This is a genomic window from Nocardia sp. NPDC049190 (genome assembly GCF_040648115.1).
Lineage (GTDB): Bacteria > Actinomycetota > Actinomycetes > Mycobacteriales > Mycobacteriaceae > Nocardia.
This window is the reverse complement of sequence record NZ_JBEZDE010000028.1, coordinates 32,383-55,618: the sequence shown is the minus strand read 5'-3', so window position 1 is coordinate 55,618 and position 23,236 is coordinate 32,383. Positions and strand designations below refer to the sequence as shown.

At 69.4% G+C, this 23,236-nt stretch carries 23 protein-coding genes and 1 other RNA gene; 10 read left to right on the top strand and 14 right to left on the bottom strand.

Going from position 1 to position 23,236, the window contains the following annotated elements:
• Positions 1-162: 162 nt before the first annotated feature.
• Positions 163-1,692, bottom strand: coding sequence for an alpha/beta hydrolase (locus tag AB0B25_RS22940; protein WP_357182999.1), 1,530 nt, complete (start codon positions 1,690-1,692; stop codon positions 163-165).
• Between the two features lie 212 nt (positions 1,693-1,904).
• On the opposite strand from AB0B25_RS22940, the gene panB reads away from it, so the two are divergent.
• The 4 genes from panB (at position 1,905) to AB0B25_RS22920 (ending at position 5,340) form a co-directional block, all read left to right on the top strand.
• The gene (gene panB / locus AB0B25_RS22935; protein WP_357182918.1) at positions 1,905-2,762 is read left to right on the top strand and encodes a 3-methyl-2-oxobutanoate hydroxymethyltransferase; all 858 of its coding nucleotides are present in this window, start codon (positions 1,905-1,907) and stop codon (positions 2,760-2,762) included.
• Positions 2,763-3,028: 266 nt separating this feature from the next.
• Positions 3,029-3,472 carry a hypothetical protein gene (locus AB0B25_RS22930; RefSeq protein WP_357182915.1) on the top strand — a complete coding sequence of 148 codons (444 nt, stop codon included), beginning with the start codon at positions 3,029-3,031 and terminating at the stop codon, positions 3,470-3,472.
• A gap of 14 nt (positions 3,473-3,486) precedes the next feature.
• On the top strand, positions 3,487-4,449 hold the full coding sequence (gene pip / locus AB0B25_RS22925) for a prolyl aminopeptidase (RefSeq protein WP_357182913.1): 963 nt from the start codon (positions 3,487-3,489) through the stop codon (positions 4,447-4,449).
• A gap of 6 nt (positions 4,450-4,455) precedes the next feature.
• Positions 4,456-5,340: a CHAD domain-containing protein gene (locus AB0B25_RS22920; RefSeq protein ID WP_357182910.1), complete on the top strand. Its 885-nt coding sequence runs from the start codon at positions 4,456-4,458 to the stop codon at positions 5,338-5,340.
• Between the two features lie 41 nt (positions 5,341-5,381).
• Here AB0B25_RS22920 and AB0B25_RS22915 read toward each other — a convergent pair whose 3' ends face one another.
• Positions 5,382-6,833 carry an RNB domain-containing ribonuclease gene (locus AB0B25_RS22915; protein ID WP_357182907.1) on the bottom strand — a complete coding sequence of 484 codons (1,452 nt, stop codon included), beginning with the start codon at positions 6,831-6,833 and terminating at the stop codon, positions 5,382-5,384.
• Between the two features lie 15 nt (positions 6,834-6,848).
• Positions 6,849-7,181, bottom strand: coding sequence for a hypothetical protein (locus tag AB0B25_RS22910; RefSeq protein WP_357076227.1), 333 nt, complete (start codon positions 7,179-7,181; stop codon positions 6,849-6,851).
• A gap of 33 nt (positions 7,182-7,214) precedes the next feature.
• Between AB0B25_RS22910 and AB0B25_RS22905 the strand changes: the two genes are divergently transcribed.
• Entirely contained in the window at positions 7,215-7,526 is a 312-nt protein-coding gene (locus tag AB0B25_RS22905) for a hypothetical protein (RefSeq protein ID WP_357182904.1), read from the top strand.
• A gap of 87 nt (positions 7,527-7,613) precedes the next feature.
• Entirely contained in the window at positions 7,614-7,997 is a 384-nt protein-coding gene (locus AB0B25_RS22900; protein WP_357182901.1) for a hypothetical protein, read from the top strand.
• A 193-nt stretch (positions 7,998-8,190) separates the two neighbouring features.
• Here AB0B25_RS22900 and rnpB read toward each other — a convergent pair.
• Positions 8,191-8,606, bottom strand: an RNA gene (gene rnpB / locus AB0B25_RS22895) — RNase P RNA component class A.
• 36 nt (positions 8,607-8,642) lie between these two features.
• Between rnpB and AB0B25_RS22890 the strand changes: the two genes are divergently transcribed.
• Positions 8,643-9,530: an alpha/beta fold hydrolase gene (locus AB0B25_RS22890; RefSeq protein ID WP_357182898.1), complete on the top strand. Its 888-nt coding sequence runs from the start codon at positions 8,643-8,645 to the stop codon at positions 9,528-9,530.
• 151 nt (positions 9,531-9,681) lie between these two features.
• On the opposite strand, the gene AB0B25_RS22885 is transcribed toward AB0B25_RS22890, so the two are convergent.
• From AB0B25_RS22885 to cobC, 8 genes are all read right to left on the bottom strand, one after another.
• Positions 9,682-10,134 (bottom strand): hypothetical protein, encoded by a 453-nt coding sequence (locus tag AB0B25_RS22885; protein WP_357182895.1) that lies wholly within the window; start codon positions 10,132-10,134, stop codon positions 9,682-9,684.
• 352 nt (positions 10,135-10,486) lie between these two features.
• Positions 10,487-12,952, bottom strand: a complete 2,466-nt coding sequence (locus AB0B25_RS22880; RefSeq protein WP_357182892.1) for an FAD-dependent monooxygenase — start codon at positions 12,950-12,952, stop codon at positions 10,487-10,489.
• 21 nt (positions 12,953-12,973) lie between these two features.
• Positions 12,974-13,165, bottom strand: a complete 192-nt coding sequence (locus tag AB0B25_RS22875) for a hypothetical protein (RefSeq protein WP_357182889.1) — start codon at positions 13,163-13,165, stop codon at positions 12,974-12,976.
• A gap of 90 nt (positions 13,166-13,255) precedes the next feature.
• Positions 13,256-14,455: a bifunctional RNase H/acid phosphatase gene (locus AB0B25_RS22870; protein WP_357182886.1), complete on the bottom strand. Its 1,200-nt coding sequence runs from the start codon at positions 14,453-14,455 to the stop codon at positions 13,256-13,258.
• 37 nt (positions 14,456-14,492) lie between these two features.
• Complete coding sequence (locus tag AB0B25_RS22865; RefSeq protein ID WP_357182883.1) at positions 14,493-15,230, bottom strand: C4-type zinc ribbon domain-containing protein; 738 nt, start codon at positions 15,228-15,230, stop codon at positions 14,493-14,495.
• Between the two features lie 70 nt (positions 15,231-15,300).
• Positions 15,301-15,945, bottom strand: a complete 645-nt coding sequence (locus AB0B25_RS22860) for a hypothetical protein (protein WP_357182880.1) — start codon at positions 15,943-15,945, stop codon at positions 15,301-15,303.
• Between the two features lie 140 nt (positions 15,946-16,085).
• The gene (locus tag AB0B25_RS22855; protein WP_357182877.1) at positions 16,086-17,207 is read right to left on the bottom strand and encodes a Nif3-like dinuclear metal center hexameric protein; all 1,122 of its coding nucleotides are present in this window, start codon (positions 17,205-17,207) and stop codon (positions 16,086-16,088) included.
• A 188-nt stretch (positions 17,208-17,395) separates the two neighbouring features.
• The gene (cobC, locus tag AB0B25_RS22850; RefSeq protein WP_357182875.1) at positions 17,396-18,436 is read right to left on the bottom strand and encodes an Rv2231c family pyridoxal phosphate-dependent protein CobC; all 1,041 of its coding nucleotides are present in this window, start codon (positions 18,434-18,436) and stop codon (positions 17,396-17,398) included.
• Positions 18,437-18,480: 44 nt separating this feature from the next.
• Here cobC and AB0B25_RS22845 point away from each other — a divergent pair, with 44 nt between their 5' ends.
• Both AB0B25_RS22845 and AB0B25_RS22840 read left to right on the top strand, forming a co-directional pair.
• The gene (locus AB0B25_RS22845; RefSeq protein ID WP_357182873.1) at positions 18,481-19,023 is read left to right on the top strand and encodes a low molecular weight protein-tyrosine-phosphatase; all 543 of its coding nucleotides are present in this window, start codon (positions 18,481-18,483) and stop codon (positions 19,021-19,023) included.
• Positions 19,023-19,901 (top strand): SURF1 family cytochrome oxidase biogenesis protein, encoded by an 879-nt coding sequence (locus tag AB0B25_RS22840; RefSeq protein WP_357182870.1) that lies wholly within the window; start codon positions 19,023-19,025, stop codon positions 19,899-19,901. The genes AB0B25_RS22845 and AB0B25_RS22840 overlap by 1 nt, the downstream gene beginning before the upstream one ends.
• 16 nt (positions 19,902-19,917) lie before the next feature.
• On the opposite strand, the gene AB0B25_RS22835 is transcribed toward AB0B25_RS22840, so the two are convergent.
• On the bottom strand, positions 19,918-20,835 hold the full coding sequence (locus AB0B25_RS22835) for a cobalamin biosynthesis protein (RefSeq protein ID WP_357182868.1): 918 nt from the start codon (positions 20,833-20,835) through the stop codon (positions 19,918-19,920).
• A 200-nt stretch (positions 20,836-21,035) separates the two neighbouring features.
• On the opposite strand from AB0B25_RS22835, the gene sigJ reads away from it, so the two are divergent.
• Positions 21,036-21,998 carry an RNA polymerase sigma factor SigJ gene (gene sigJ, locus AB0B25_RS22830; protein WP_357182866.1) on the top strand — a complete coding sequence of 321 codons (963 nt, stop codon included), beginning with the start codon at positions 21,036-21,038 and terminating at the stop codon, positions 21,996-21,998.
• A 48-nt stretch (positions 21,999-22,046) separates the two neighbouring features.
• Here sigJ and ald read toward each other — a convergent pair whose 3' ends face one another.
• Complete coding sequence (ald, locus tag AB0B25_RS22825; RefSeq protein WP_357182863.1) at positions 22,047-23,159, bottom strand: alanine dehydrogenase; 1,113 nt, start codon at positions 23,157-23,159, stop codon at positions 22,047-22,049.
• Between the last annotated feature and the right edge of the window lie 77 nt (positions 23,160-23,236).

Here is a 23,236-nt window from a genome sequence, read left to right as displayed (position 1 = left end):
AAGCACTTGGCGTTAAATCTGTGTTACATACACGCTCGAGAATTCGGATCAGGTTTCTTCCGAGAAAAATTCACACCAGCGGATCATCCGATTTGCGCGGTTTGCCGCCGCGACCGACCGGCGACCAGGGGTACCGCACCGTTCGGCCAGGTCTCGACAGGTTCAGCAGGTGAGCCCCGCCGGCGGTTCGGAAAGGTCGACCAGATAGGCGATGACGGCGTCGTCAACACACGGCACGCCACCCGCCAGCGCCACCGTGTGCCGGTTGCCCCGATAGCTGATCAGCGCGGCGCCGAGCTGGTCGGCCAGGTCGACACCGGCCTGGTACGGCGTCGCCGGATCATCGGTCGTGGACACCACTACCGTCTTCGGTAGCCCGCTCACCGAGATCCGGTGCGGTTCACTCGTGTTCGGCACCGGCCAGGCGGTGCACAGTTCCAGGGGCGCGGCACCGGTGCCGCGGCCGTCGTCCAGGAACGGCGCCGCCTTGCGGTACTCGGCATCCTGCCGTCCGGTGACCGCGCGGTCGCTGATGCGCGGGTCGTCCATGCAGCGGATGGCGTTGAACGCGTCGGTGGTGTTGCTGTAGGTCCCGTCGTCGCGGCGGCCGTCATACAGATCGGCCAGCGAGAGCAGGGTGTCGCCGCGGCCGTCACGCAGTTCGGACAAGGCGAGCGTGAGCACCTTCCACAGCTCGTCGGAGTACAGCGCTTGTCGCACGCCGGTGAGCGCGTCGTCGTAGTCGAGCCCGCGCGGATCGGTGGTCGCGACAGGCTTGTCCCACAACGGGTTCACCAGCGCACGGAATCGTGGTACGGCCTGTGCCGGATCGGTGCCGAGCGGGCAGTCCCGCTGCTGCGCGCAGTCCGCGGCGTAGGCGTCGAACACCTTCTGGAAACCCGCCGCCTGCCGCAACGACTCCTGTACCGGGTCCTGTGCGGAATCGATCGCACCGTCGAGCACCAGAGCGCGTACGCGCGTCGGGAATCTCTCCGCGTACGCCGAGCCGATCCTGGTGCCGTAGGAGTAGCCGAGGTAGGTGAGCTGGGCGTCGCCGAGCGCGGCGCGCATGACGTCGAGGTCCTGCACCACCTCCCTGGTGCCGACGTGCGCGAGGAAATCCTTACCGGTCCGCTCGAGGCAGCGGCCGGCGTAACGACGGTTGTCGGCCTCCGCGTCGCTGATGCCCTCGGGTGAGTTGTCCTGCTGCGGCTCGGCGCGCTCGGCATCCTGCTCCTGGGCGGTCTGACAGACGATCGTGGGGGTCGAGGAGCCGACGCCGCGCGGGTCGAAGCCGATCCGGTCGAACCGTTCGGCCAGCGGCGTCTTATTGCCGAGGGACGACAGCGCAAGGCCCGACTCCCCCGGCCCACCCGGGTTCACCAGCAGCGAACCGATGCGCCGACCGGTCGCCTTGATCCGAGACACCGCGATCTGCGCGACCGGCCCGTCCGGTGCCGCGTAGTCCACCGGCACGCTGATCCGCGCGCACTCCGCATTGGGCGGCAGGCGGTCATCCGGCCCGCCGAAGCCGGTGCAGCCGCCCCACTGCACCGTCTGGCCGTAGAACCTCTCCAGCCCGGTCGGCGGCGCGGGCAGCGCGGTCCCCGACTCGTCTCGGGTGCTGGCGCAGCCCGCCGCGACCAACGCCAGCACCGCCACCACGAGCACACCGCGCCCACTGCGCACCATCGACATGCCCTTGATATTGCCATCGCGAAAACACCGACACCGCCATCGGGAAACCGGTGGCGCTCCGATCGGGCGAACTCGGGCGGCGCTGTGACCAATTGCACCGGTCACAGCCCTTAATCCGCGCTGGTGGCGGGTGGCACACTGGGGTTCGTCAGATAAACCCGGGGACCCGGTCGGGCCCCGAGGCGACACAGACGAAAGGGACGACGATGTCCGTATCCGATTCGGAAACCCCTGCCTACGGCGCGGTGCCCGCCGAGCGGCAGAAGACCCTACGCAAGACCCGGGTGCACCATCTACAGCAGATGAAATCCGAAGGCGAACGATGGGCGATGCTCACCGCCTATGACTACTCCTCGGCCCGCTTGTTCGAAGAGGCGGGCATTCCGGTGCTGCTGGTCGGCGACTCCGCGGCCAATGTCGTATACGGCTACGACACCACTGTGCCGATCACGGTCGACGAACTCGTCCCGCTGGTGCGCGGCGTGGCGCGCGGCGCCCCGCACGCGCTGGTGGTGGCCGATCTGCCGTTCGGCACCTACGAGTCCTCGCCGCGACAAGCGCTGGCCACCGCGACCCGGTTCATGAAAGAAGGCGGAGCACACGCGGTGAAACTGGAGGGCGGCGAGCGCGTCGCCGAGCAGATCGCGTCGATCACCGCGGCGGGCATCCCCGTCATGGCACATATCGGCTTCACCCCGCAGAGCGTGCACACGCTGGGCGGCTTCCGCGTCCAAGGCCGCGGCGACGGCGCCGAGCAACTGATCGCCGACGCCATCGCGGTGCAGGAAGCGGGCGCGTTCTCCGTGGTCATGGAGATGGTGCCCGCGGAGCTGGCCGGGCAGGTCACCCGCAAGCTGACGATTCCGACCATCGGTATCGGGGCCGGCGCCGATACCGACGCGCAGGTGCTGGTCTGGCAGGACATGGCTGGCTACACCAGCGGCAAGACCGCCAAGTTCGTCAAGCGGTTCGGTCACGTCGGTGACGAATTGCGTTCCGCCGCAGCCGCTTACGCCGACGAAGTGCGCCAGGGTGTCTTCCCGGGGTCGGAACACAGCTTCTGAAGCGCCACCCCGCGCGGCCGATGACCGGGCCGAGCAGCGCACGTCTGCGTCGCACTGCTCGGCCACGGCCGGTGGCGGGTGCCGACGAGGTGCTGCGCACCCACGGGGTCGACATCATCGGCGACCAGGCACAGGCCCGCCGTCGGGATGGCCGCTGACCACCCGGATTCGCACCGACGCGGGGCCGAAACCCGCCAGGCACGGGCCGCTGCGCGGAAAAAATGGCAGACTCGATGCGGACAAGACCGACACGAGCAGAGGTACCGATGCCGCACAGCCGTTGGATTTCCCGCAGCACACTGCTGATAGCGGGCGTGTTCGCCGCCGCTGCACTCACCGCGTGCGGCAGCGATTCGAGCCCCGCGCCGACCACAAGCTCGAGTTCGACCACGGCCTCGGCGACCGGGATGCCGGGCGCGACCTCCGCTCCCCCCGCCAGTCCGGACGTCAGCGACGCCTCCGCGACGCAGCTGTGCGACATGCTCCGACCGGAACTGTCGAACTGGCGGATCCAGGGTGGCACGCTGGGCAAGATCGGGTTGAACGCGCTCGTGCACGAGTGGGCACTGCGCAACGGCGGCATCAACGGCGCGGTACTGGCCGACAAGGCCATGATCGACCGCGCTGCCATCAAGATGTGCCCCGACGTGCGTCAACAGGCCATCGAGGCGCTGGGGATCCCCGATCTGGCCTCCGGTCTGGCGTTCTGATCCGGGCGCGCCACATGCGGACCGTCTATCCCGAGATCGAACCGCACGACTCCGGCATGCTCGCGGTCGGCGAAGGCCAGTCGGTGTACTGGGAGGTCAGCGGGAACCCCGAGGGTAAGCCGGTGGTGTTCCTGCACGGTGGTCCCGGTGGCGCCACCGTGCCGTTCCACCGGCGGTTCTTCGATCCGTCCGCGTACCGGATCGTGCTGTTCGACCAGCGTGGGTGCGGCCTGTCCACCCCGCACCTGGCCGACGGCGCGAGCCTCGAGCACAACACCACCGGCCATGTGATCGCCGACATCGAGGCTCTGCGCGAGCATCTCGGCGTCGAGCGCTGGCAGGTATTCGGCGGTTCCTGGGGTTCGACGCTCGCGCTGGCCTACGCGCAGCGACATACCGAACGGGTGACCGAGTTGGTGCTGCGTGGCATATTCCTGTTGCGCCGCAAAGAGATCGACTGGTTCTACAACGGCGCCGCGGGCTACATCTACCCGGACGAGTGGGCGAAGTTCCTCGCACCGGTGCCCGAAGCCGAACGCAACCAGGACTTGGTCGAGGCCTATCACCGGCTGCTGCATTCGGCCGACAGCGAGGTCGCGCGCGCGGCCGCCGTCGCCTGGTCCACCTGGGAGAGCGCGACGAGTTCGCTGCTGCCGCGACCGGATCGGATCGCCGAAACGGCCGAACCTCGGTTCGCGCTCGCGTTCGCCAAGATCGAGAACCACTACTTCCGCCACGGCGGGTTTCTCGAGGAAGGCCAGCTGCTGCGCGACATCGGCATCATCGCGCACATCCCCGCCGTGATCGTGCACGGCCGCCACGACATCGTCTGTCCGGCGGTCAGCGCGTGGGAACTGCACCGGGCGTGGCCCGGTTCGGTACTGCACTTCGTCGACGACGCCGGGCACGCGGCGAACGAGCCGGGCATCACCCACCACCTGGTCGAGGCGACCGACCGATTCGCGCAGGCACGGTGAGGCACGATGACCACCGCCGGGAACGCTCTCGTCGCCGCGTTGCGCGACGACATCGACCGACTGCTGGCCGCCGAACCCGAGGTTCGTTCCGACGCACCGGATTCCGTGCATCAGATGCGAGTGGCCACCCGCAGGCTACGCAGCGTGCTGCGGTCCTATCGCAAGCTGTTCGGCAAAGGGACGGTCACCGCGATGGGTGCGGAACTCACGTGGCTGGCCGGACTACTCGGCGCGGCCCGCGACGCGGAAGTGCGTGCCGACCGGTTCGAGACACTGCTGGCTGACCACGCCGAGCAAGGACCCCCCGATGACCTGGCCGCTGTCACCGCTCGTCTGGTGCTGGCCGAACGAGACCGCTACCGCGCGGCACACGAGGAGATCCTGACGGCGTTGGACGACGCACGCTACCGCGAACTGCGGAGCGAGTTGTCGCGCTGGCGCGGTGAACCCCCGTTGCGCCATTCCCGCGCCGCGGGAACCGCCGCGGACTTCTTCGGGACGGTGCTGCGGCGCGACCTCGAGCGGCTGCAAGCCCTCGTCCGCGCAGAACCGACGGTGGCGGCTGCCGAGCGGGTGGAGCGGCTACACGATATCCGCAAGAGCGCCAAGCGTTTACGGTATTCGTGCGAGGCGGCGGCGCAAACGGTCGGCAGCGACGCCGCCGATCTCGGCAAACGCGCCAAGCAGTTGCAGACGATACTCGGCGACCACCGGGACACTGTGGAATCGCACGAGACCATCCTCGCCAGAGCAGCCGAAGCCGCCGCGGCGGGCGAGCGGACCGGAACCTACGAAATACTCGCGGCCGCGGAAGACGCCGCGGCCGGCCGCGCGCTCCGTCACTATCCGGCCACGGCCGCGGCAGTGTTCGGTCAGCCGAGTTCGAGCTGACCGAAATCCTGTGCGCTACCGCGTATCTGCTCCGGGCGAGTTCACGCGGTATAAGCGAACATCACCTTCCGGCTAGTCGGGTCGGCCGACGTCAGTGTCACTCGCACCGCTGCCCCCTCCGGCGGTTCGCCTTCGCACGGCGCGAGCACCGGCGGGTCGGCGATGATGATCTCGGCGGGCCGATTGCCATTGGCCTCGCGCACGACCACGGCGTCGAATTCCGTGCCGGTACGCGGCGCCAGCAATGTCGATTCGGTCAGATCGATGCAGGCGCGCTCCAGTTTGCCCGCGACGCCGTCACTGCGGCGCATGGTGTCGACGGCGTCCGCCAATCCGCGCCGCACCCACCGCGGCACCTCGGTTCCGGCGCACCTGGCCAGACAGATCTCGGTCGCGAACCGGTCGGCCAGTCGCCGCAGCGGGGCGGTGACATGGGCGTACGGCGCGCCGATCGCACTGTGCCGCAGCGTCTCCGCCGCGGGCGGCTCCCCGGCGGCGCCATCGACCACGGTGTAGGACGTGCCGCGCAGCAGGCTCGTAGCCTCGGACATCAACACCAACGTCGCGGGGGTGTTCGGGTTCAACCGCGCCAGCATCCGGCCGACCGCCTCCTCGGCGGGCCAGGCAACTCCCAGTGCATGCGCGGTGCGCCGCATCGACTCGATAGCCGATTCGGCCGGAGGCGGCATAGTACGCAGCAGTGCGACCCGCTGCTCGCTCTGCGTGCCCCCGTCCAGCATGATCCGCGCCGCGCACAGACCGGTCAGCAGCGAGACCTGCTCGTTCCAGTCGTCGACCGCGGTGCGCGGTTCCGCGACCAGCCGCCAGTGACCGTCGGCCGTGTCGTCGCGCACGATGCTCTGTGCGGGAAGCCTCAGTTCGATCGCGCCGCGCGCCAGTCCCGCCGCGATGCGCCGCGTACCGAATTCCGGCAGGGCCGCGATCGAGGGATGTAGCCGACCGGCGTCGGCGTCGGCCTGCACACCGGCGTAGTCGAGCCGGACGCGGGAGCGCACCAGGGCCCGGACCACCGAGAACCGCTGCGGTTCGGCCTGTTCATCGAGTTCGATGGACCACAGCGCCGCCGGACGGGTCTGCTCGGGCAGCAGGCTCGCGGACCCTTCCGCCAGCACGTGCGGATGCAACGGCACGGTGCCGTCGGGGAGATAGAGAGTCTGTCCCCTGGTTCCGGACTCCTTGGCGAGCGCGCCGTCCGGGGTGATCACGGCCCCGACGTCGGCGATAGCGTAGTGCACGCGGAAACCGGTAGGGGTCCGTTCGAGATGTAGGGCCTGGTCCAGATCCATGGCCCCGGGCGGGTCGATCGTCACGAATGGGATATCCGTGCGATCGACCCGGTCACCCGCGAACGCGTCGATCGCGCCGCGGGCCTCCGCGGTGGCCTCGGCGGGGTACGCCGAGGCCAGGCCGAACTCCGCACGGATAGCGCCGAAATCGACCGGCGCCGAGACGATCCGTTGGCGGAGTTCCACGCTCGAGCGCCGGTCCTACTGCAGCGCCAGCATGGAGCCGTTCAACTGATCGACCGGCCCGTAGACGGTGAAGGTGACCCGGCCGCCGGGAACCGAGGACGACACCTGGGCCGCAGCATCCAGCGCCTGACCGAAGGAGGCGGCGGACGGATGCGGCAGACCGGCGAGGGTCTGGCCGAAGTGGGTCTGATGCACCCAGACCGTATCGGCAGGGCTGAGGTCCACCTGGACCCCACCCGGCAGCGGGGTCACCGCGACCGCACCGGCGGAACCCGCGCCGAGCACGGCGAAAACCGAAGCGGCCCCGGCGACCAATGCACCGGCGACCAATGAGCGAACTACTCGCATATGAGTTGAAACCTGCTTTCCCGCGATCGGAATATGAATGGCCCGCTGCTGCCCGGCAACGGGCCGTACCAACGGCGACTACTTTATGACGTCGATCACGATGAAGGCCAGTTCCGCACCAATCGGCACGGCGAAAATCTCGTGCGGCGACACATCTCCGCGCGGCTGCTAACGTGGCCCGCGGTGACGGGCGTCGCATTCGCCCGCGCATTCCGAAATGTCCTGTACGTCGACAATTGGGAGCTCACACCGATGTCATCGATTCTGTTCGATTACCTGTTGCCTCTGCTCGGCCCGGAACAGGCCGCGTACTGGGCGCAGGTCTTCATGATCAACCCGACCTGACCGCACGGCTCTTTTTCCGCTACCTGGTCGCCTCCCGTCCACCGGACGGGAGGCGACCTTCGTCCGGGACCGCTAGCATCCCGCTTCGTGAGCAGAACTACCGCCGCGTCAGCGGCCATCGCCAGCCTCTTCGCCCTGCTACTCACCGGTTGCGGGAACGAAACGGCAAGCACGACCACCGCGTCGAGTGCCGCCGCGACCACCTCCGCGGCCGCGCAGAGCGCCCCGGCGGTGGACAACGTGAAGTCGGGGGCATTCGTCGTCAGCTTCCGGGGAGCATTCCCGAAGCTCGCCGAAGGCAAGAACGACGCGAAGATCGCGAGCATCCTGTCCGAGTCGTGCACGGACCTCACAGCGGGCAAGTCCGAAGACGACGTGGTCGAGAGCATCACGGTGCGCGCGGGCGGCAACACCAAGCCCAGCACCGAGGAAGCCAGGGCGATTTATCAGATGGCCAAGCTGATGTGCTGAGCAGAAACTGCGGTCGGAGACGTCGGCATGTCGCCGATCGTGACACACCCGCTGTTTCACCGGCGGCCTTCTCGACCTCGTGGAGCCGCCGGATCATCGGCGCCTGGACGCCCGGCACATGCGATATCGCACGCGGTGCCCCAGGCGGCCGATGGCCGGTGTATCCCACCGGGATTCCATGGCCCGGCAGGGGCGGACGAGTTGGTCTCTAAGCCGGATCCTGTCCCCGGTTCGCACCGGGGGGCGACCATCCATCTGGACACACCGTCGCCGGGTGCCTCGAGCGGTCCACCCGCAGGCTCGGGCGAGCAGCCCTCGAACACCTGCGCAGCCGCACCGCGAGCGATGCGACCTTCGACCTTGCTCCGGGCGGGGTTTACCTAGCCGCCCCGGTCACCCGGGGCGCTGGTGCGCTCTTACCGCACCGTTTCACCCTCACCGCACAGCCCCGAAAGGCCATGGGCGGTCTGTTTTCTGTGGCACTGTCCCGCGGGTCACCCCGGGTTGCCGTTAGCAACCGCCCTGCTCTGTGGAGTCCGGACTTTCCTCGACACCGGGCAGCGGCACAGGTGTGCCCGTTCCCGACGTCGCGGTCGCCCGACCAACTCGTCCGCTCCGACAGGATACTAGGTACGGTTATCGGCCATGGAACGTGTCGAGGTCGGCTTCCCCTCGGGAAGCGAGCAGTGCGCCGCGTGGCTCTATCATCCGGACGGTGCACCCAAACCCCGCCCGCTCGTGGTGATGGGACACGGCCTGGGGGCCAATCGGGAAATGGGGCTGGACCGCTACGCGCGACGCTTCGTCGCCGCGGGAATCGCGGTCCTGATATTCGACTATCGGCACTTCGGCGCCAGCCAGGGCACGCCGCGCCAACTGCTGAACATCGCGCGCCAGCGCGCGGACTGGCATGCCGCGATCGCGTTCGCCCGTACCGTTCGCGGCATCGACGCGACCCGAATCGCGTTGTGGGGAACTTCTTTCGGCGGCGGGCATGTGCTGTCGGTGGCGCCGGACGACGCCTACATCGCGGCCGTGGTCGCACAGGCCCCCTTCACCAGCGGCATAGCCTCGGCGCTGGCGAAGGGACCGATCAGCCTGACGAAGGTCGCCGCGATCGCCGCGACCGATCTGCTGCTCGGGACGCTCCGACGCAAACCCATCGGCATCCAGCTGGCCGGCCGTCGCTGGGCGGCGGCGCTGATGAGCGCGCCCGACGTGCCGGAGGGCTACCGTAGGCTGGTCGAGGAGAGTGCGACATACGAGCCGAAAGTGGCTGCGCGCGTGGCATTCTCCGCACTGCTCGACACCCCCGGCCGCCGCGCCAAAGCACTGAAGATGCCGGTGCTGTACGTGCTGTGCGACAACGACTCCGTCGCCCCGGTGAAATCGGCACTGCGGGCCGCCGAACGGACCAAGCACGCGATCGTGAAGCGTTATCCGGCCGGGCATTTCGATATCTACTTCGATGACGTCTTCGAGAAGGCCGTCTACGACCAGACCGAATTCCTCGTGTCGGTGCTACGACCCTGAGATGCCACGGAGCCGACCCGGCCGGCTGATCGAGCCGTGCCCGTCGTTCCCTGCGAGCCTGGGCTCGCGGCCGTGGACGTAGCGGGGCACAGGCCCCACGACGGTTCGCGATGGGCTGCCGTGGCGAACCGTCGTCCGCGCGGGCCGCCCTTCACCGCCTGCGGAATGCCCGCCAGACGACGAAGGTGAGGATCGCGGCAGGCGCGGTGGCAAGCAGCGGCTGGTTACGGACCATATCCAGGAGCGTGCGTGCGGGGTGGGCGATGGGTTCGGGAGGTCCGGCGGCACCGCGCTCGCCCGCGGTGGCGACGTTCGCCTGGTCAAGGTCGGCGCGCTCGGCGGCTCGGCGAATCGACTCGGCGGCTTTGTGCGCAGCCTCCTGGTTCTGCCCCCCACGTCGTTCGGGGACCGCTTTCCCCTCGTCCTCCCGGCTCGGCGGTGCGGCTGAGCGGCACACGTCGGCGGCCTTGCTCTCGGCTGCACGCCGCACGTGGGCGGCAGCGTCCTCGGCCCGATGTTCGGTGTCGGGCGCTTCGCCGCGCACGGCGTCCGTGACCTCCCGGTATCCGTCGGTTTCCGGACCCGGGGGCTTATGCTCGTTCATCACTGTCTCCTGTCCTCGGCGGCGTGCCGGGTGGATGCCCCTGGACGGGTGAGTCACGCTCGGCTGGCGCGGCGTCGACAGACTGAGAGTGCTGGCAGGTACCGCCGCTTGTCGCGCCTGGCGATTACCCGGCGCGGGCACCGGCAAACCGAGCCACAGAGGCACCGTTGCCTCTCGATTCCCGCCGCGGATCGCCGACCAGAGGTCCGCTGACCCCGGTCCCCCGCGCCTCTGGCGCCACCCACATCGAAACCAGGTGACACCACCGCGTTCCACGCCGTGTATTCCCGCCACCGTCCCCAGCTCCGCTCCCAAGGACGAAGCCAGAAACTGTGGTGTGGCGATTCAGCGATCAACCTGCCGACAGCAGGGCGCGCACACTCTCGTCGGCGAGACGTTCGGCACGCTTGCGCGATACCGCCGGCTCGACGTAGCCGACATTGAAAGACAGCTGGTTGTGCGTCGTATTGGCGGTGGCCATGACGAAACCGCTCACCGACATGCCGGAGACGAACTGGGCTTCTTCCAGCCGCCAGGAACCGAGTTTGTCGGGGAAGGAATAAGCGCCGAGGTAGGCCATACCGAGATGGCCGGGACCGCGGGTGTCCATGAGTTCGACCGTGGACGCGCTGGTGGCCACCGACTTCGGCGCGGCCACCTTCAGCAGATTCAGCGCGGAGAGATGATCGCGGCGCTGCGTTCGTGCGTCGTACTGGCGCTCGATCTCGGCGGCGATCTCCCAGAGCGAGGCCCACGGCGCGTACTTCGCCGGGGTGGGGACCATGCCCTGGTAGCTGCCGACCTCGGTGTCGGCCGCGGCCCCGTCGAGATGGTCACGGAAGTTGACCGAACTACCGACGGTGTACCAGGTCGCCTTGGCGGTGCCCGCCTCCCTGGCCGCCGCCATCAGCAGCGCCGCGGAAAGGGTGGCCGGCAATCCGACGCCGTGGCGCGCACAGCCCGCGGTGAGCGCCTCGAGTCGGTCGGCGTCGAGACTGCGATGGATCACTCGGCTGCGGCGCTGCGCGGGTGGCGCCAGCGCGGTGGGCTCCAGTCTGCGCGGCCTGCGCAACTGCGACTTCTGGTCGCGCAGAAATGAGCCTGCGGTGCGCACGGCGCCGCCGGTTCCGTGGAAACGGGACGGGAACAGTTCTTCGGGGCCGGGCCGCACCGGCGCAGGCGGGATGTCGCCCGTTTCCCCGGCGGCCGCCTGCAGTACCTGCTTCGCCACGGTCAGCGCGCTCTCGCCGTCGGCGATGGCGTAGTGCAGCGTGATGATCAACTCGTTGGTGCCGTCCGCGTCTTTGATCAGCACGGCCCTGGCCAGCGGCCCGGCCCGCCAGTCGAACGGCACGCGTAACTCGACGTCGTCGACCTCGGTCAGCCAGGTCGTGCTGTCCTCGGATTCGACCACACGCAACGGGATGGACGCCTCGACCGGCACGAAGCGCGGTACGGTGCCGTCGGGTTCGGTGGCCACCGCGACCCGGAGCAACGGATGACGTTGCTGGACTTCGTCCAGTCCCGCCCTGATCTGCTCGGCGTCGACGTGCCCGCGGATCCGCACCCGCGACACGATGTGCAGCGGCGCCAGCTGGTCGGCGATCCAATGCCAACGCTCTACCGGTGTCAGCGTGCGCGGCAGCTGCGCGGTCGGGCCGCCCAGCGCGGGGAACGACATCGGCTTGGCGAGCTCGCGCAGGAAGAATTCGGTGGGCGCGTGCCGCAAGTAGCTGTCGCGTACCTGCACCAGGCGTGGGCTGGTGGTTTGCTCGAGCTTGGCGAGCGCGGCGGAGGCGTTGACGACCATGGCGGTGCGGTCGGCCCGTAGTCGCTCGTAACGACGCAGACTCGCAACGGGATCCAGCGATCTGCGGAGCACATCGGCAAGCACCACCGCGTCCTCGATGGCGGCGTTGGCCCCTTGGCCGAGGCTGGGCAGCATCGGATGCGCGGCGTCGCCGAGCAGGGTCACCCGGCCCCGGCCCCACTGCGCGAGCGGTGGGCGGTCCTGGGCCGGCACTGCCACAATCGCGGACTCCTCGGTCCGCTCGAGGCAGGCACGCACCTCCGGCGCCCAATGGGCGTACCGACGCAGCAGTTCTTCCTTGCCGCCTTGCCAGGTCGCGGCCCGGCCGGCGGGTCCGGTGCCCCACCAGTACACGCGGCCGTGGCCGATGTCGTGGAGACCGAAACGCATTCCGGTTCCCCAGAAGTGGGCCGACAGGCCACGCGGAACGTTGCGATGCTCGAACGGAACGCAGGCCAGCCAGCACACGTAGTTGCCCGGCCTCGGCTCGGCGCGGCCGTGCAACTGGGTGCGTACTGTCGAGTGCAGACCGTCCGCGCCGACGAGCAGGTCGCCCTCGGCGATGCGGCCGTCGGCGAACTCGACACGCACATGGTCGCCGTCATCGACGAACCGGGTAGCTTGCGCGTCAACGAAAGTCGGAGTGTCCGCGACCGCGCGCAGCAGGACATCATGCAGATCGGCCCGGTGCAGCGCCACGGCGGGCGCGCCGAGCCGGGCGTCGAGCCGGTGCACCGGAACCACCCTGATCGGGCTGCCGTCCGGATTACAGAGGCGAAACGACTGTACCCGAGCGCCACGTTCGAGCAGTTCGTCCTCGATACCGAGACCGAGCGTGCGCAAGGCGTTGATTCCGTTTGCCTGCACCGAAACACCGAGTGCCGGAGCGCGCAAGTCGGCGCCCGCCTCGTAAAGTTCGACGGCGAAACCCGCGTTTCGCAGGGCGGCCGCGGTGGTAAGTCCTCCGATCCCCGCCCCGAGAACGACAACCTTGACCGGACTACTCATCGAACCTGCACTCTCATAGAACTATTCGACGGCATGGGCGCTTCCCGCCGCGGCGGCGACCTCGAACGACACCGTGCGAACCATCGTCACCTGGAACAGCCCGATCGAGGGCCCATAGGCAACCCGACCAGGCAGGGTGGACATCTGTGCCTGACCGCCCGGAAGCCTACCGCTCTTCGCCGCACAGGGCAGCGTCGAAGCGGGAATCGCCACATGCCGCAGTCTTCTACCCAAATATATTGCCGCATAGCGCAATTAGCCGACCTACCGCGTATTCGCCGGTGCGCCCGCGCGCCAACGACGTCACAGGTAGGACGTGTCGTTCACCAGACGAACCGACGATTCGCCATCGGGATAGAACTCCGCTATCGACAGTGACGCCAGATCCAGATGCAATCGATACAGCATCGACGGGCCGACGCCCAGCGCCAGTTGCAGCATCGTCTTGATCGGGGTCACGTGGCTGACCACCACGACGTTCGCGCCGGGATACAGCCCGATCAGATCGCGACGGACCGCCTCCACCCGCTCTCGGACCTGGTCGAAACTCTCACCGCCAGGCGCCGAGATCGCGGGATCACCGAGCCAGCGGGCATGCAGTTGCGGGTCGCGCTGCGCGGCCTCGAGAAAGGTCAGCCCCTCCCAGGCGCCGAAGTCGGTCTCGGTCAGGCCGTCGAGCACCTTGACCGGCACGTCCAGCGCGGCGGCCGCGGCGTCGGCGGTCTCCCTGGCACGGCCGAGCGGGGAGCTGACAACAGCGGCGATACCTCCCTTGACGGCAAGCATTTTCGCGGCGCGAGCAGCTTGCGCACGACCGAGTGACGTGAGCGGCGGGTTACCGCGGCCCGAGTAGCGACGCTGCAGCGACAACTCGGTCTGGCCGTGGCGCAGCAGCAACAGACGGGTGGGTCGGCCGGCGGCTCCGGTCCAGCCGGGTCCGCTCCGGTCCGCCTTCGCCGCCGCGTCCGCGTCCCTGGCCTCGTCGATCCAGCTCGGCAGCGCACGCTCGGCGCCGACCGCGACAACCGGATCGGCGGGCCCCGTCGCGGATACGCGCTGCTCGCGGGATTCGGCGGCGCGCACCTCCTGCACCACGGTGGCGTCATCCATCGCTTCGTTCGCCAGCCGATCGGCGTGCGCGTTCCGTTCGCGGGGAATCCAGGTGAAACTCACCCTGGTAAAACCGGCGACCAGCCGGCGCGCGCGGTCGGCAAGCGGAATCATGGCCGGATGCTTGACCTTCCACCGTCCGGACATCTGCTCGATGACCAGCTTGGAATCCATTCGCACCGCGACGGATTCGGCGCCGAGTTCCGCCGCCGCCTCCAATCCGGCGATCAAGCCACGGTATTCGGCGACGTTGTTGGTGGCGACGCCGAGGAACTCGCGGCGTTCGGCCAGCACTGTGGCGTGATCGGCGTCGTAGACCACCGCGCCGTACCCGGCGGGACCGGGATTCCCGCGTGAACCGCCGTCGGCCTCGACGACCACCGAGGAGGTCACCGCCGCCTCTGTTCGGCGGGGCCGGGCACCGACGAACTCACAGCCCCGATTCCTTGGTCCGGACCAGAATCGCCCCGCACTCCGGGCAGCGGACGACGACCTCGGACGCCGTCTTGGCGATCCGGGCGATTTCGCCACGGTCGAGTTCGATACGGCACGCGCCGCAACGGCGCGCCTGCAACAGCGCGGCACCGACGCCGTGCTGCGCACGCTGACGGTCGTACACCGCGAGCAAATCGGCTGGGAACAGAGCGATCAGGCCCAATCGGTCGACGTCGCAGCGGCCCTGCGCCACAGCCAGATCCGCGAGCGCCTCGTCGCGCTGTCGTTGCGCGTCGGCCAGATCCGCTTCCGTCTTGCTCAGCCTGGCGCCCGCGTGCTCGTGGTCGGCGACCGAAGCCTCCTTGCGCTCCATCACGTCGAGCAGTTCGTCCTCGAGCACCGAACGGCGGCGCTCCAGGCTGCCCAGTTCGTGCTGGATCTCGGTGAGCTGCTTGGCGTTCACCGATCCGGCGGTGAGCATTCCCTTGTCGCGGTCCTCGCGTTTGCGCACCGCTTCGACCTCGCCCTCGAGCTTGCGGATATCGCGATCGAGGTCGTCGAGCACGATCTCGACGGCCACCGCGGCATCTTTGTGCGCGTTGCGCTCGGCTTCCAGCCTGGCCACCTCCTGCTGCTCGGGCAGCACGGTGCGACGGTGCGCGATCCGCGTCAGCTCGGCGTCGACGGCGGCGAGCTGCAACAGCTTGGCCTGAATCGGGGGTTCGACATTCAACGCAGACAAACTCCTGGACGCGGTGGACGGTTGGTGTCCAACCGTACCCCGCCGAGCTTGTTGCCTGGCGCTAGCCGCCGACCGTACGGGTTTTGATGGCGTCTCTGGAGACGTAGACATCGTATTCGCCGGGTACCGCGATCACCGCATTACCGTAGGCGGAGCGCACGAACGGTTGAGTCCACCAGCGGCCCTCGCGCATGTCGGCGAAGAAGTCCTGGTCGCCACCGTTGAGAAAGATGTGGTGCTGGGTGGTCGCGACACCGTCCAGGCGCTGGCCGTACAGGCGGCTGATCTGGTAGCCGGAGTGGAAGCCGAGGGCGTTCACCCAGGGCTCCAGCTCCACGATGCCCGCTTGCAGCATCCACATGTCGCCCTCGACCCGATAGGTCGTGCGCTGTTCGGCATGACGGTCGTCGCCGTAGAGAGTGAGGTCCACGTCGAGCTGGTGCTCCTGCCCGGCGACCTGTTTCGCGACCACGTGCGCCGCCTTGATCTCCCCGGTCAACCCGAGATACGTCTGCATCAGCGTCGCCACCCACAGCAACACCGCCGCGACCAGCAGCAGAACCAGGCCGCTCCCGCCCCGCGCGACCAGCGCCCGCCACCCGGTTCGCCGCGCCATGAGCAGACCGGAGACGATCAACGCGACACCGACGAGCAACAGCAGGATCAGCCCGATCTGTACGAGCCCGACATCGACCGGGAAGTTCATGGGGTAGTTGTACCCCGCCCGAGCCACGCCATCCACGCGAATCGTCCGCGGCCTTCCGGTCCCGCGTAGACACGCCCCGACACGCCGAGCCCGATGCCATTCCGACACCGGGACAACGGCATTCGATATCGGCGCGGCGGTCAGCCGGAGGCTCGCACCGTCCACGGGTCCGTGCGCACCGTCGACACTCGGGTGTCCAGGTCGGGCAATGCGGTCCGAACCACCGACTCCGCCTGTGCGCACCAGGGGAATTCGGTGGCCCAGTGGGCGGCGTCGACGAGGGCGGGTCCGCCCCTGCGCAGGTGTTCGTCGACCGGATGGTGGCGCAGGTCGGCGGTGACATAGGCGTCGACACCGAGACGTGTCGCCGCGGACAGATACGAGTCGCCCGCCCCGCCGCAGACCGCGACCGTGTAGACTATACGGGCGGGGTCACCCGCGGCCCGCACGCCCGAGACAGTGGCCGGCAGCGCGGCAGCCACGCGATCGGTGAAGGTGCGCAACGACTCCGGCTCCGGCAGGGTGCCGACCCGGCCGATGCCCAACGACGAAGGCAGCGGTGCGCGTTCGCTGACCTGGTAGGCCGGGTCCTCGTAGGGATGGGCGGCACGCAGTGCGGCCGCCACCACCGAGCGCGCCGCGGACGGGGCGAGCACCTCGACGCGTTCCTCCTCGACGTGCTCGAGTTCGCCGAGGACGCCCCGCATCGGATTCGCCGCGGCCACCGGACGGAATTGGCTCGTCGCGGGCATCCGCAGCGCACAGTCGCGATAGTCCCCACTGCCGCCGGCGCCGGCCGCGAACAGCGCGGCCAGCACCGCGTCGGTGTGCGTGCGCGGCACCTGGAACACCCAGTTGTCCACCGCGGATTCCGGTTTGGCATCCAGCGGCCCGGTGACGGTGAGGCCGATGGCCGCCGCGAGCGCGTCGGAGACGCCGGGATCGGCCGAGTCGGCGTTGGTGTGCGCGGTGAACAGGGCGCAGCCGGCACGGATGAGCCGGTGCAGTAGCGCGCCTTTCGGCGTGTTCACCGCGACGGTGTCGACACCGCGCAACAGCAGCGGGTGATGGACCACCAATGCCTGGGCATGCCAGTCGATCGCCTCGTCGACAACCGCGGCGGTGGCATCGACCGCGAACAGAACCCGGGTCAGCTCGTCGGCGGGATCACCACAGACCAGGCCGACCGAATCCCAGGACTCCGCCAGCTTCGGCGGGTAAGCCGTATCGAGCACCGCGGTGAGATCCGCGAGTGTGGTCATCCGTCCACCTTCCTTCGCTTCGTTCATGCACTGCCCCTGGATTTCGTTAGGCACCGCCGGCCGCGGTCACCGGGGAGAAACCGGATCTGCCCGTTGCGGCTCCGCCGCCGCATTCCGGCATATTCGATCGCGAACAGCGCTGGTGCGGCCGCCGGAGTCACGAACAACGCGTAGTCGATGTCGGGCGGTCACCCCACACCTGCTGACCTGATCGCCGCAACCAGCCGATCGACTTCCGCGGCGCCGCGAACCGCGACCCGCAGATGATCCGGGCCGAGCCCAGGGAACGTGTCGGCGCGGCGGACCGCGATTCCCCGGTCGGCGAGGCGCTTGCGCAACAGTTCGCCGTCCGCGACGCGCAGCAGGAGGAACGGGCCCTCCGCCGGGGTATACACCTGCACACCCAGCTCGGTCAGTCGCTCGATCATCGCGACACGTGCCACGGCAAGTGTCTCGGCACGCCGTTCGGCCTCGGCGACGGCCGTTCGGTCGGCGGTCGCGGCGATCGCCTCCAGTTGCAGGGTGCCCAGCGGCCAATGGGCCCGCCCGCGCTCGAGCCGTGCCAAGAGCGCGGAGTCACCGAGAAAATAGCCGCAGCGCAGACCCGCGAGGGCCCAGGTCTTGGTGAGGCTGCGCAGCACGAGCAGATCGGGTGAGCGGTCGGCGGCGAGGGATTCCGGTTCGCCCGCGACCGCGTCGGCGAAGGCTTCGTCCACCACGATGGTGCGCCCTGGCCTGCGCAGCGCACGGATCGTGTCGGCCGGGTGCAGCACCGACGTCGGGTTGGTCGGATTGCCGAGCACGACCAGATCGGCCTGCGCGGGCACCGCGGCGGGGTCGAGCAGGTAAGGCGGTGCCAGCATCACCCTGGTCACCGGGACACCCGCATCGCGCAGTGCGAGTTCGGGCTCGGTGAACGACGGATGCAGCACCGCGGCCAGCCGCGATCCGAGGCGGGGCAGCATCGCGAAACCTTCCGCGGCGCCCGCCAGCAGCAGCACTTCGTCGCGAGCGCGGCCGTGGCGGGCCGCGACGGCACGGCATGCCCGGTCGGCGTCCGCGGCGCTCGGATACCGGCCGAGCGCGCCCAGCCGGGCGGCCAAGCGCTGTCGCAGCCACTCCGGCGGCGCTGCGCCTTGGACATTCACCGCGAAATCGAGCATGCCCGGGTGCGCATCCACGTCGCCGTGGTGGCGCAGTCTCGCGCGATCGGCGCTGTCCTCGGGCACGGGATCACACCCTACGTGGCGAGCCGGGCGCCGGACCGGCCAGAATGGCAGTCGTGGGTCAGCTGCACGTGTCGTTCGTCTGTACCGGCAATATCTGCCGTTCCCCGATGGCGGAAAAGATCTTCGCAGCGCATCTGCACCGGACCGGACTGGCCGACCAGGTGCAGGTGAGCAGCGCGGGCACCGGGGCGTGGCATGTCGGCGACTCCGCCGACCCACGCACCGACGCGACGCTGCGCAAATACGGCTACCCCACCGGACACGTGGCCGCCGTCTTCGGCGCCGAGCACCACGACGCCGATCTGGTCATCGCGCTGGACAGTTCGCACGAGCGGGAACTGTCCCGTCTGGGCGTGCCACGGGCGCGGTTGCGACTGCTGCGCACCTTCGACCCGGACGCCGACGGCCGGAACGTGGCCGACCCCTACTACGGCGACGAGGCGGACTTCGACCTGGTGCGCAGCCAGATCGAAGCGGCGATCCCCGGCCTACTCGAGTGGGTACGCGCCGAACTGGCCGCGGTCACCCCACCGCCTGCGTTCACCCCACCGCCCGACCCGGGACCCGCCTCGGACGGACGAATGTGATGCGCAGACTCGCCTTCCTGCTGCGCCCCAGCTGGCTCATTCTGGCGGTGCTGGTCGCCGCGTTCGCCTACCTGTGCTTTACCGTGCTCGCGCCATGGCAGCTCGGCAAGAACACGGCAACCTCACACCGCAACCAGTTGATCGCCGATTCGGTGCGGGCACATCCGGTGGACGTCACGACGGTACTCGGCGACACCCCCACCGACTCCCACACGGAATGGCGGCGGGTCACCGCCGCCGGGAGTTACCTGCCGGAATCGACGGTGCTGGTGCGACTACGCCATCTCGACGGTGCACCCGGTTACGGTGTGCTCGCGCTGTTCCGGCTGGATGACGGGCGCGTGTTGCTCATCGATCGGGGTCTGGTCGGCGCGGTGGACGGGTCCCGCCCACCACCGATTCCCGCACCGCCCGCCGGGCCGCAACGCATCGAAGCGCGCGTCCGGATGTCCGAAGGCGTGACGCCCGGCAAAGACCCGAGCGTCCAGGACGGCTACCGGCAGGTGTATTCCATCGATACCGCCCAGGAGTCGACAGTCCTCGGACAGGCACTCACCGCCATACCGACCGGTGAACGCGGCGGCTATCTCCAACTGGGCGACAACCAGCCGGGCGCCTTCACGCCGACTCCGCTCCCGCAACTCGACGCAGGCCCGTACCTGTCCTACGGCCTGCAATGGCTGGCCTTCGGCATCATGGCGCCGCTCGGCCTCGGCTATTTCGTGTACGCCGAGATCCGAGAACGGCGGAAGGAGAAAGCCGGTGCCGCACCGACTCCCGCGCCGGCGGCTCCGGCCGCCGCAGTACCGGCGACCGTGCCCGCCGCGCCCACACCCGAAGCGCGGCTGGCCGACCGCTATGGCCGCGGCCGCCACTGAGCGTGCACGACGCGGGTCAACGCCTGCCGGCAGCGACAGCGGCGAGGAGCAGGGCGGCGGCCAGCTGCACAGCTTCGGACATCCGGACCGCCCGCCGCAGGTCACCGACCGTAGGAGCCGGCCCGTCACCGAGGACCGGTCGGAGTTCGGTGCCGTGCCGGTAGTGGGTGCGCCCGCCGAGCCGGACACCGAGCGCGCCCGCCATCGATGCTTCGACCACCCCCGCGTTGGGGCTGGGATGCGCGGCCGCATCGCGGAGCCAGACACGTAGTGCTGCGGCGGGCCGACCACCGACCAGCGGGGCAAGCAAGGCCGTGAGCAGGCCGGTGAGCCGGGCCGGAATCAGATTGGCCAGGTCGTCGGTGCGGGCGGCGGCCCAGCCGAAACGAAGATAGCGCTCGTTCCGGTAACCGATCATGGCGTCGAGGGTGTTGATCGCGCGATACCCGACCAGACCGGGAATGCCCGCCACCGCGCCCCAGACCAGTGGCGCGACGGTCGCGTCGGACGTGTTCTCGGCGATGGACTCCACCGCGGCGCGCGCCAGCCCGTCCGCGTCGAGCACCTCGGGGTCGCGCCCGCACAGCGAGGGCAGCAGGGCGCGAGCGCCGTCCACATCGCCGGATTCCAGCCGATCGGCCAGTGCGTGACCGACCCGCACGAGGCTGCGGCCACCGAGAACGATCCAGGTCACGACCGCGGTGGCCGGCATCCCGCCCCGCCGCGACACCATGGCGAGTCCGACCATCGCGCCCACGGCGACCGCTTCGTGCACGAGCCCCGCGGTGCGCCGGTCGGCGTAGGTCACCGACTCGAGCGCGGCCGCCGCCGAGCCGAATCCGGCGACGGGATGCCGGCGCCGCGGATCGCCGAGCACCCGGTCCACGGCGAATCCGAGCAGCAATCCGACTGCGGTAGAGGTCCCCTTCTGCACCCGGCGAGATTATCGGGTGGGTCCGACGGGCGGAACGCACGGTTCGGCGGTGTGCGAACGGCCCCTGCCGAACGCACACCACAGTCGGAGGTAGCGGAGGGGACCTGATACACCACGCTCCTGGACCCCGCATCGTCGACCGGAGAAGACATTTCTACACTGAAAAACAAGGGAGCCGAACGACCGAACGGCGAACAGTAGTGACTTTCCAACAGCCCTCCACCTCGGAGCCCCTCGACCAGGCCCAGCTGGCCCGTCGGTTCGAGGAACACCGGCCGTACCTGCGCAGGCTGGCCTACAGCACGCTGGGTAGCCTCACCGACGCCGACGACGTGGTGCAGGAGGCGTGGCTGCGGCTGCAGCGCCAGCACGAGGCGGGCGCCGCGAACGAGATCGATAACCTGCGCGCATGGCTGTCCACGGTGACCGGTCGGATCGCGCTCGACCAGCTCGGCTCGGCCCGGATGCGCCGGGAACAGTACGTCGGCGAGTGGTTGCCCGAGCCCGAGGTGACCAGCTGGGACGATCCGGCCGATCGGATCACCCAGGACGAGCGGGTCACCACTGCTCTGTTGGTCGTCCTGGAATCGCTGTCGCCTGCCGAACGCACGGCGTTCGTGCTGCAGGACGTGTTCGGGATGTCCGGCCCCGAGGTCGCCGACGTGGTCGGCCGCACTCCGGCGGCCGTGCGCCAGCTCGCCTCCCGAGCCCGCAAGCGCGTCGAGGACGGCACCCCGCGCTTCCCCGCCTCACCCGACGAGCAGGAGAAGGTGGTGTCGGCCTTCGCGCTGGCCTGGCGTTCCGGCGATCTGAGCGCCCTGCTCGGTGTGCTCGACGCCGACGTCAGCCTCACCGCGGACGGCGGCGGCAAGGTGCCCGCGATCCGACAGCCCGCCTACGGCGCCGAACTGGTGGCCAAGCTGCTGATGGGGTGGTTCCACGCCCCGTCCGCGGCGGGCGCCTGGGGCCGCGCGGTGCTGGTCAATGGACAGCCGGGATTGGTCGTGTTCGACGGAACACACGTCGGCGTTTTCTCCTTCACCGTCGACGACGGCCGCATCGTCGCGATCGACGTGGTCCGTAACCCGGACAAGTTGCACGACCTACCGATGAGCGGTCAGCCCGACTGGTACATGAACGAGGGCAGCGCCGACCAGGCGTAGCCGCGGACACCCGGCGCACCTGCGACCAGCGGTCTACCGCGCCGCCGATCAGCCCGCGATGCCCACCGGTCGCGGTGCCGCGTACCCGTGCGCGGCGGCCACTTCGACCGACACGAGCCGCCCGGCGTCCGCAGTGAGTCCATGGGCGAGGTCGAGGTCGGCAGCGCAGGCGGCCTTCCAGCCGACGTCGGCGATCGCGCGGGCGTACGGCAGCGTGGCGTTGGTGAGCGCGACCGTTGCGGTGTGCGGCACCGCGCCCGGCATGTTCGCGACACAGTAGAACAGGGAATTCGCCACGCGGAAAGTAGGATTCGCGTGCGTCGTCGGGTGCGAGGCGGCGAAGCACCCGCCCTGGTCGATGGAGATGTCGATGAACACCGAGCCGGGGCGCCCGCTCGCGACGAGTTCGTCGGAGACCAGTTCCGGCGCACGCGCGCCGGGGACCAGCACCGACCCGATGACCAGGTCGGCGGACAACACCGCGCGCCGGATCTCGACAGCGTTCGACGCGAGAGTGGTCACCCGTCCGTTGAACCGGGCGTCGAGTGCGCGCAGCCGCCGCAGGTCGACATCGAGCACGCGGACGTGGGCGCCCATGCCCGCGGCGACCGCGGCCGCGGCGGAGCCCGCGACCCCGCCGCCGAGCACGACCACGTCGGCCGGACGCACCCCGGGAACGCCGCCGAGCAACAGTCCGGCCCCGCCGAGCGGCGCCATCAGGTGATACGCGCCGACTTGGGCGCCGAGCTTGCCCGCGACCTCGCTCATCGGCGCGAGCAGGGGTAACCCGCCGTCGGCGGTACGCACCGTTTCGTAGGCGATGGCCGTGATCCCCGAGCGTAGGACGGCATCGGTGCACTCCCGGTCGGCGGCCAGATGCAGGAAGGTGAACAGCACCTGCCCGCGACGCATGTGCGGGTACTCCGCGGCGACCGGCTCTTTCACCTTCAACACCAGATCGGCTTCCCACACCTGGTCGGCGCCTGCGACCAGTCGCGCGCCCACCGCAGCGTAGGCGTCGTCGCCGAAGCCCGACCCGGCGCCTGCACCGACCTGTACCACTACCTCGTGTCCGTGTCCGGTCAGTTCCCCCGCGCCGGCCGGAGTCAGGGCTACCCGGAACTCTTGCTCCTTGAGCTCCCGGGGCACTCCGATCCTCATATCGTCATCGTGGCCCGACGTCTCGGCCACCGCCAGAACCGACGCGCCGATCGGGCACACCGGCCACCCGAAGGCGA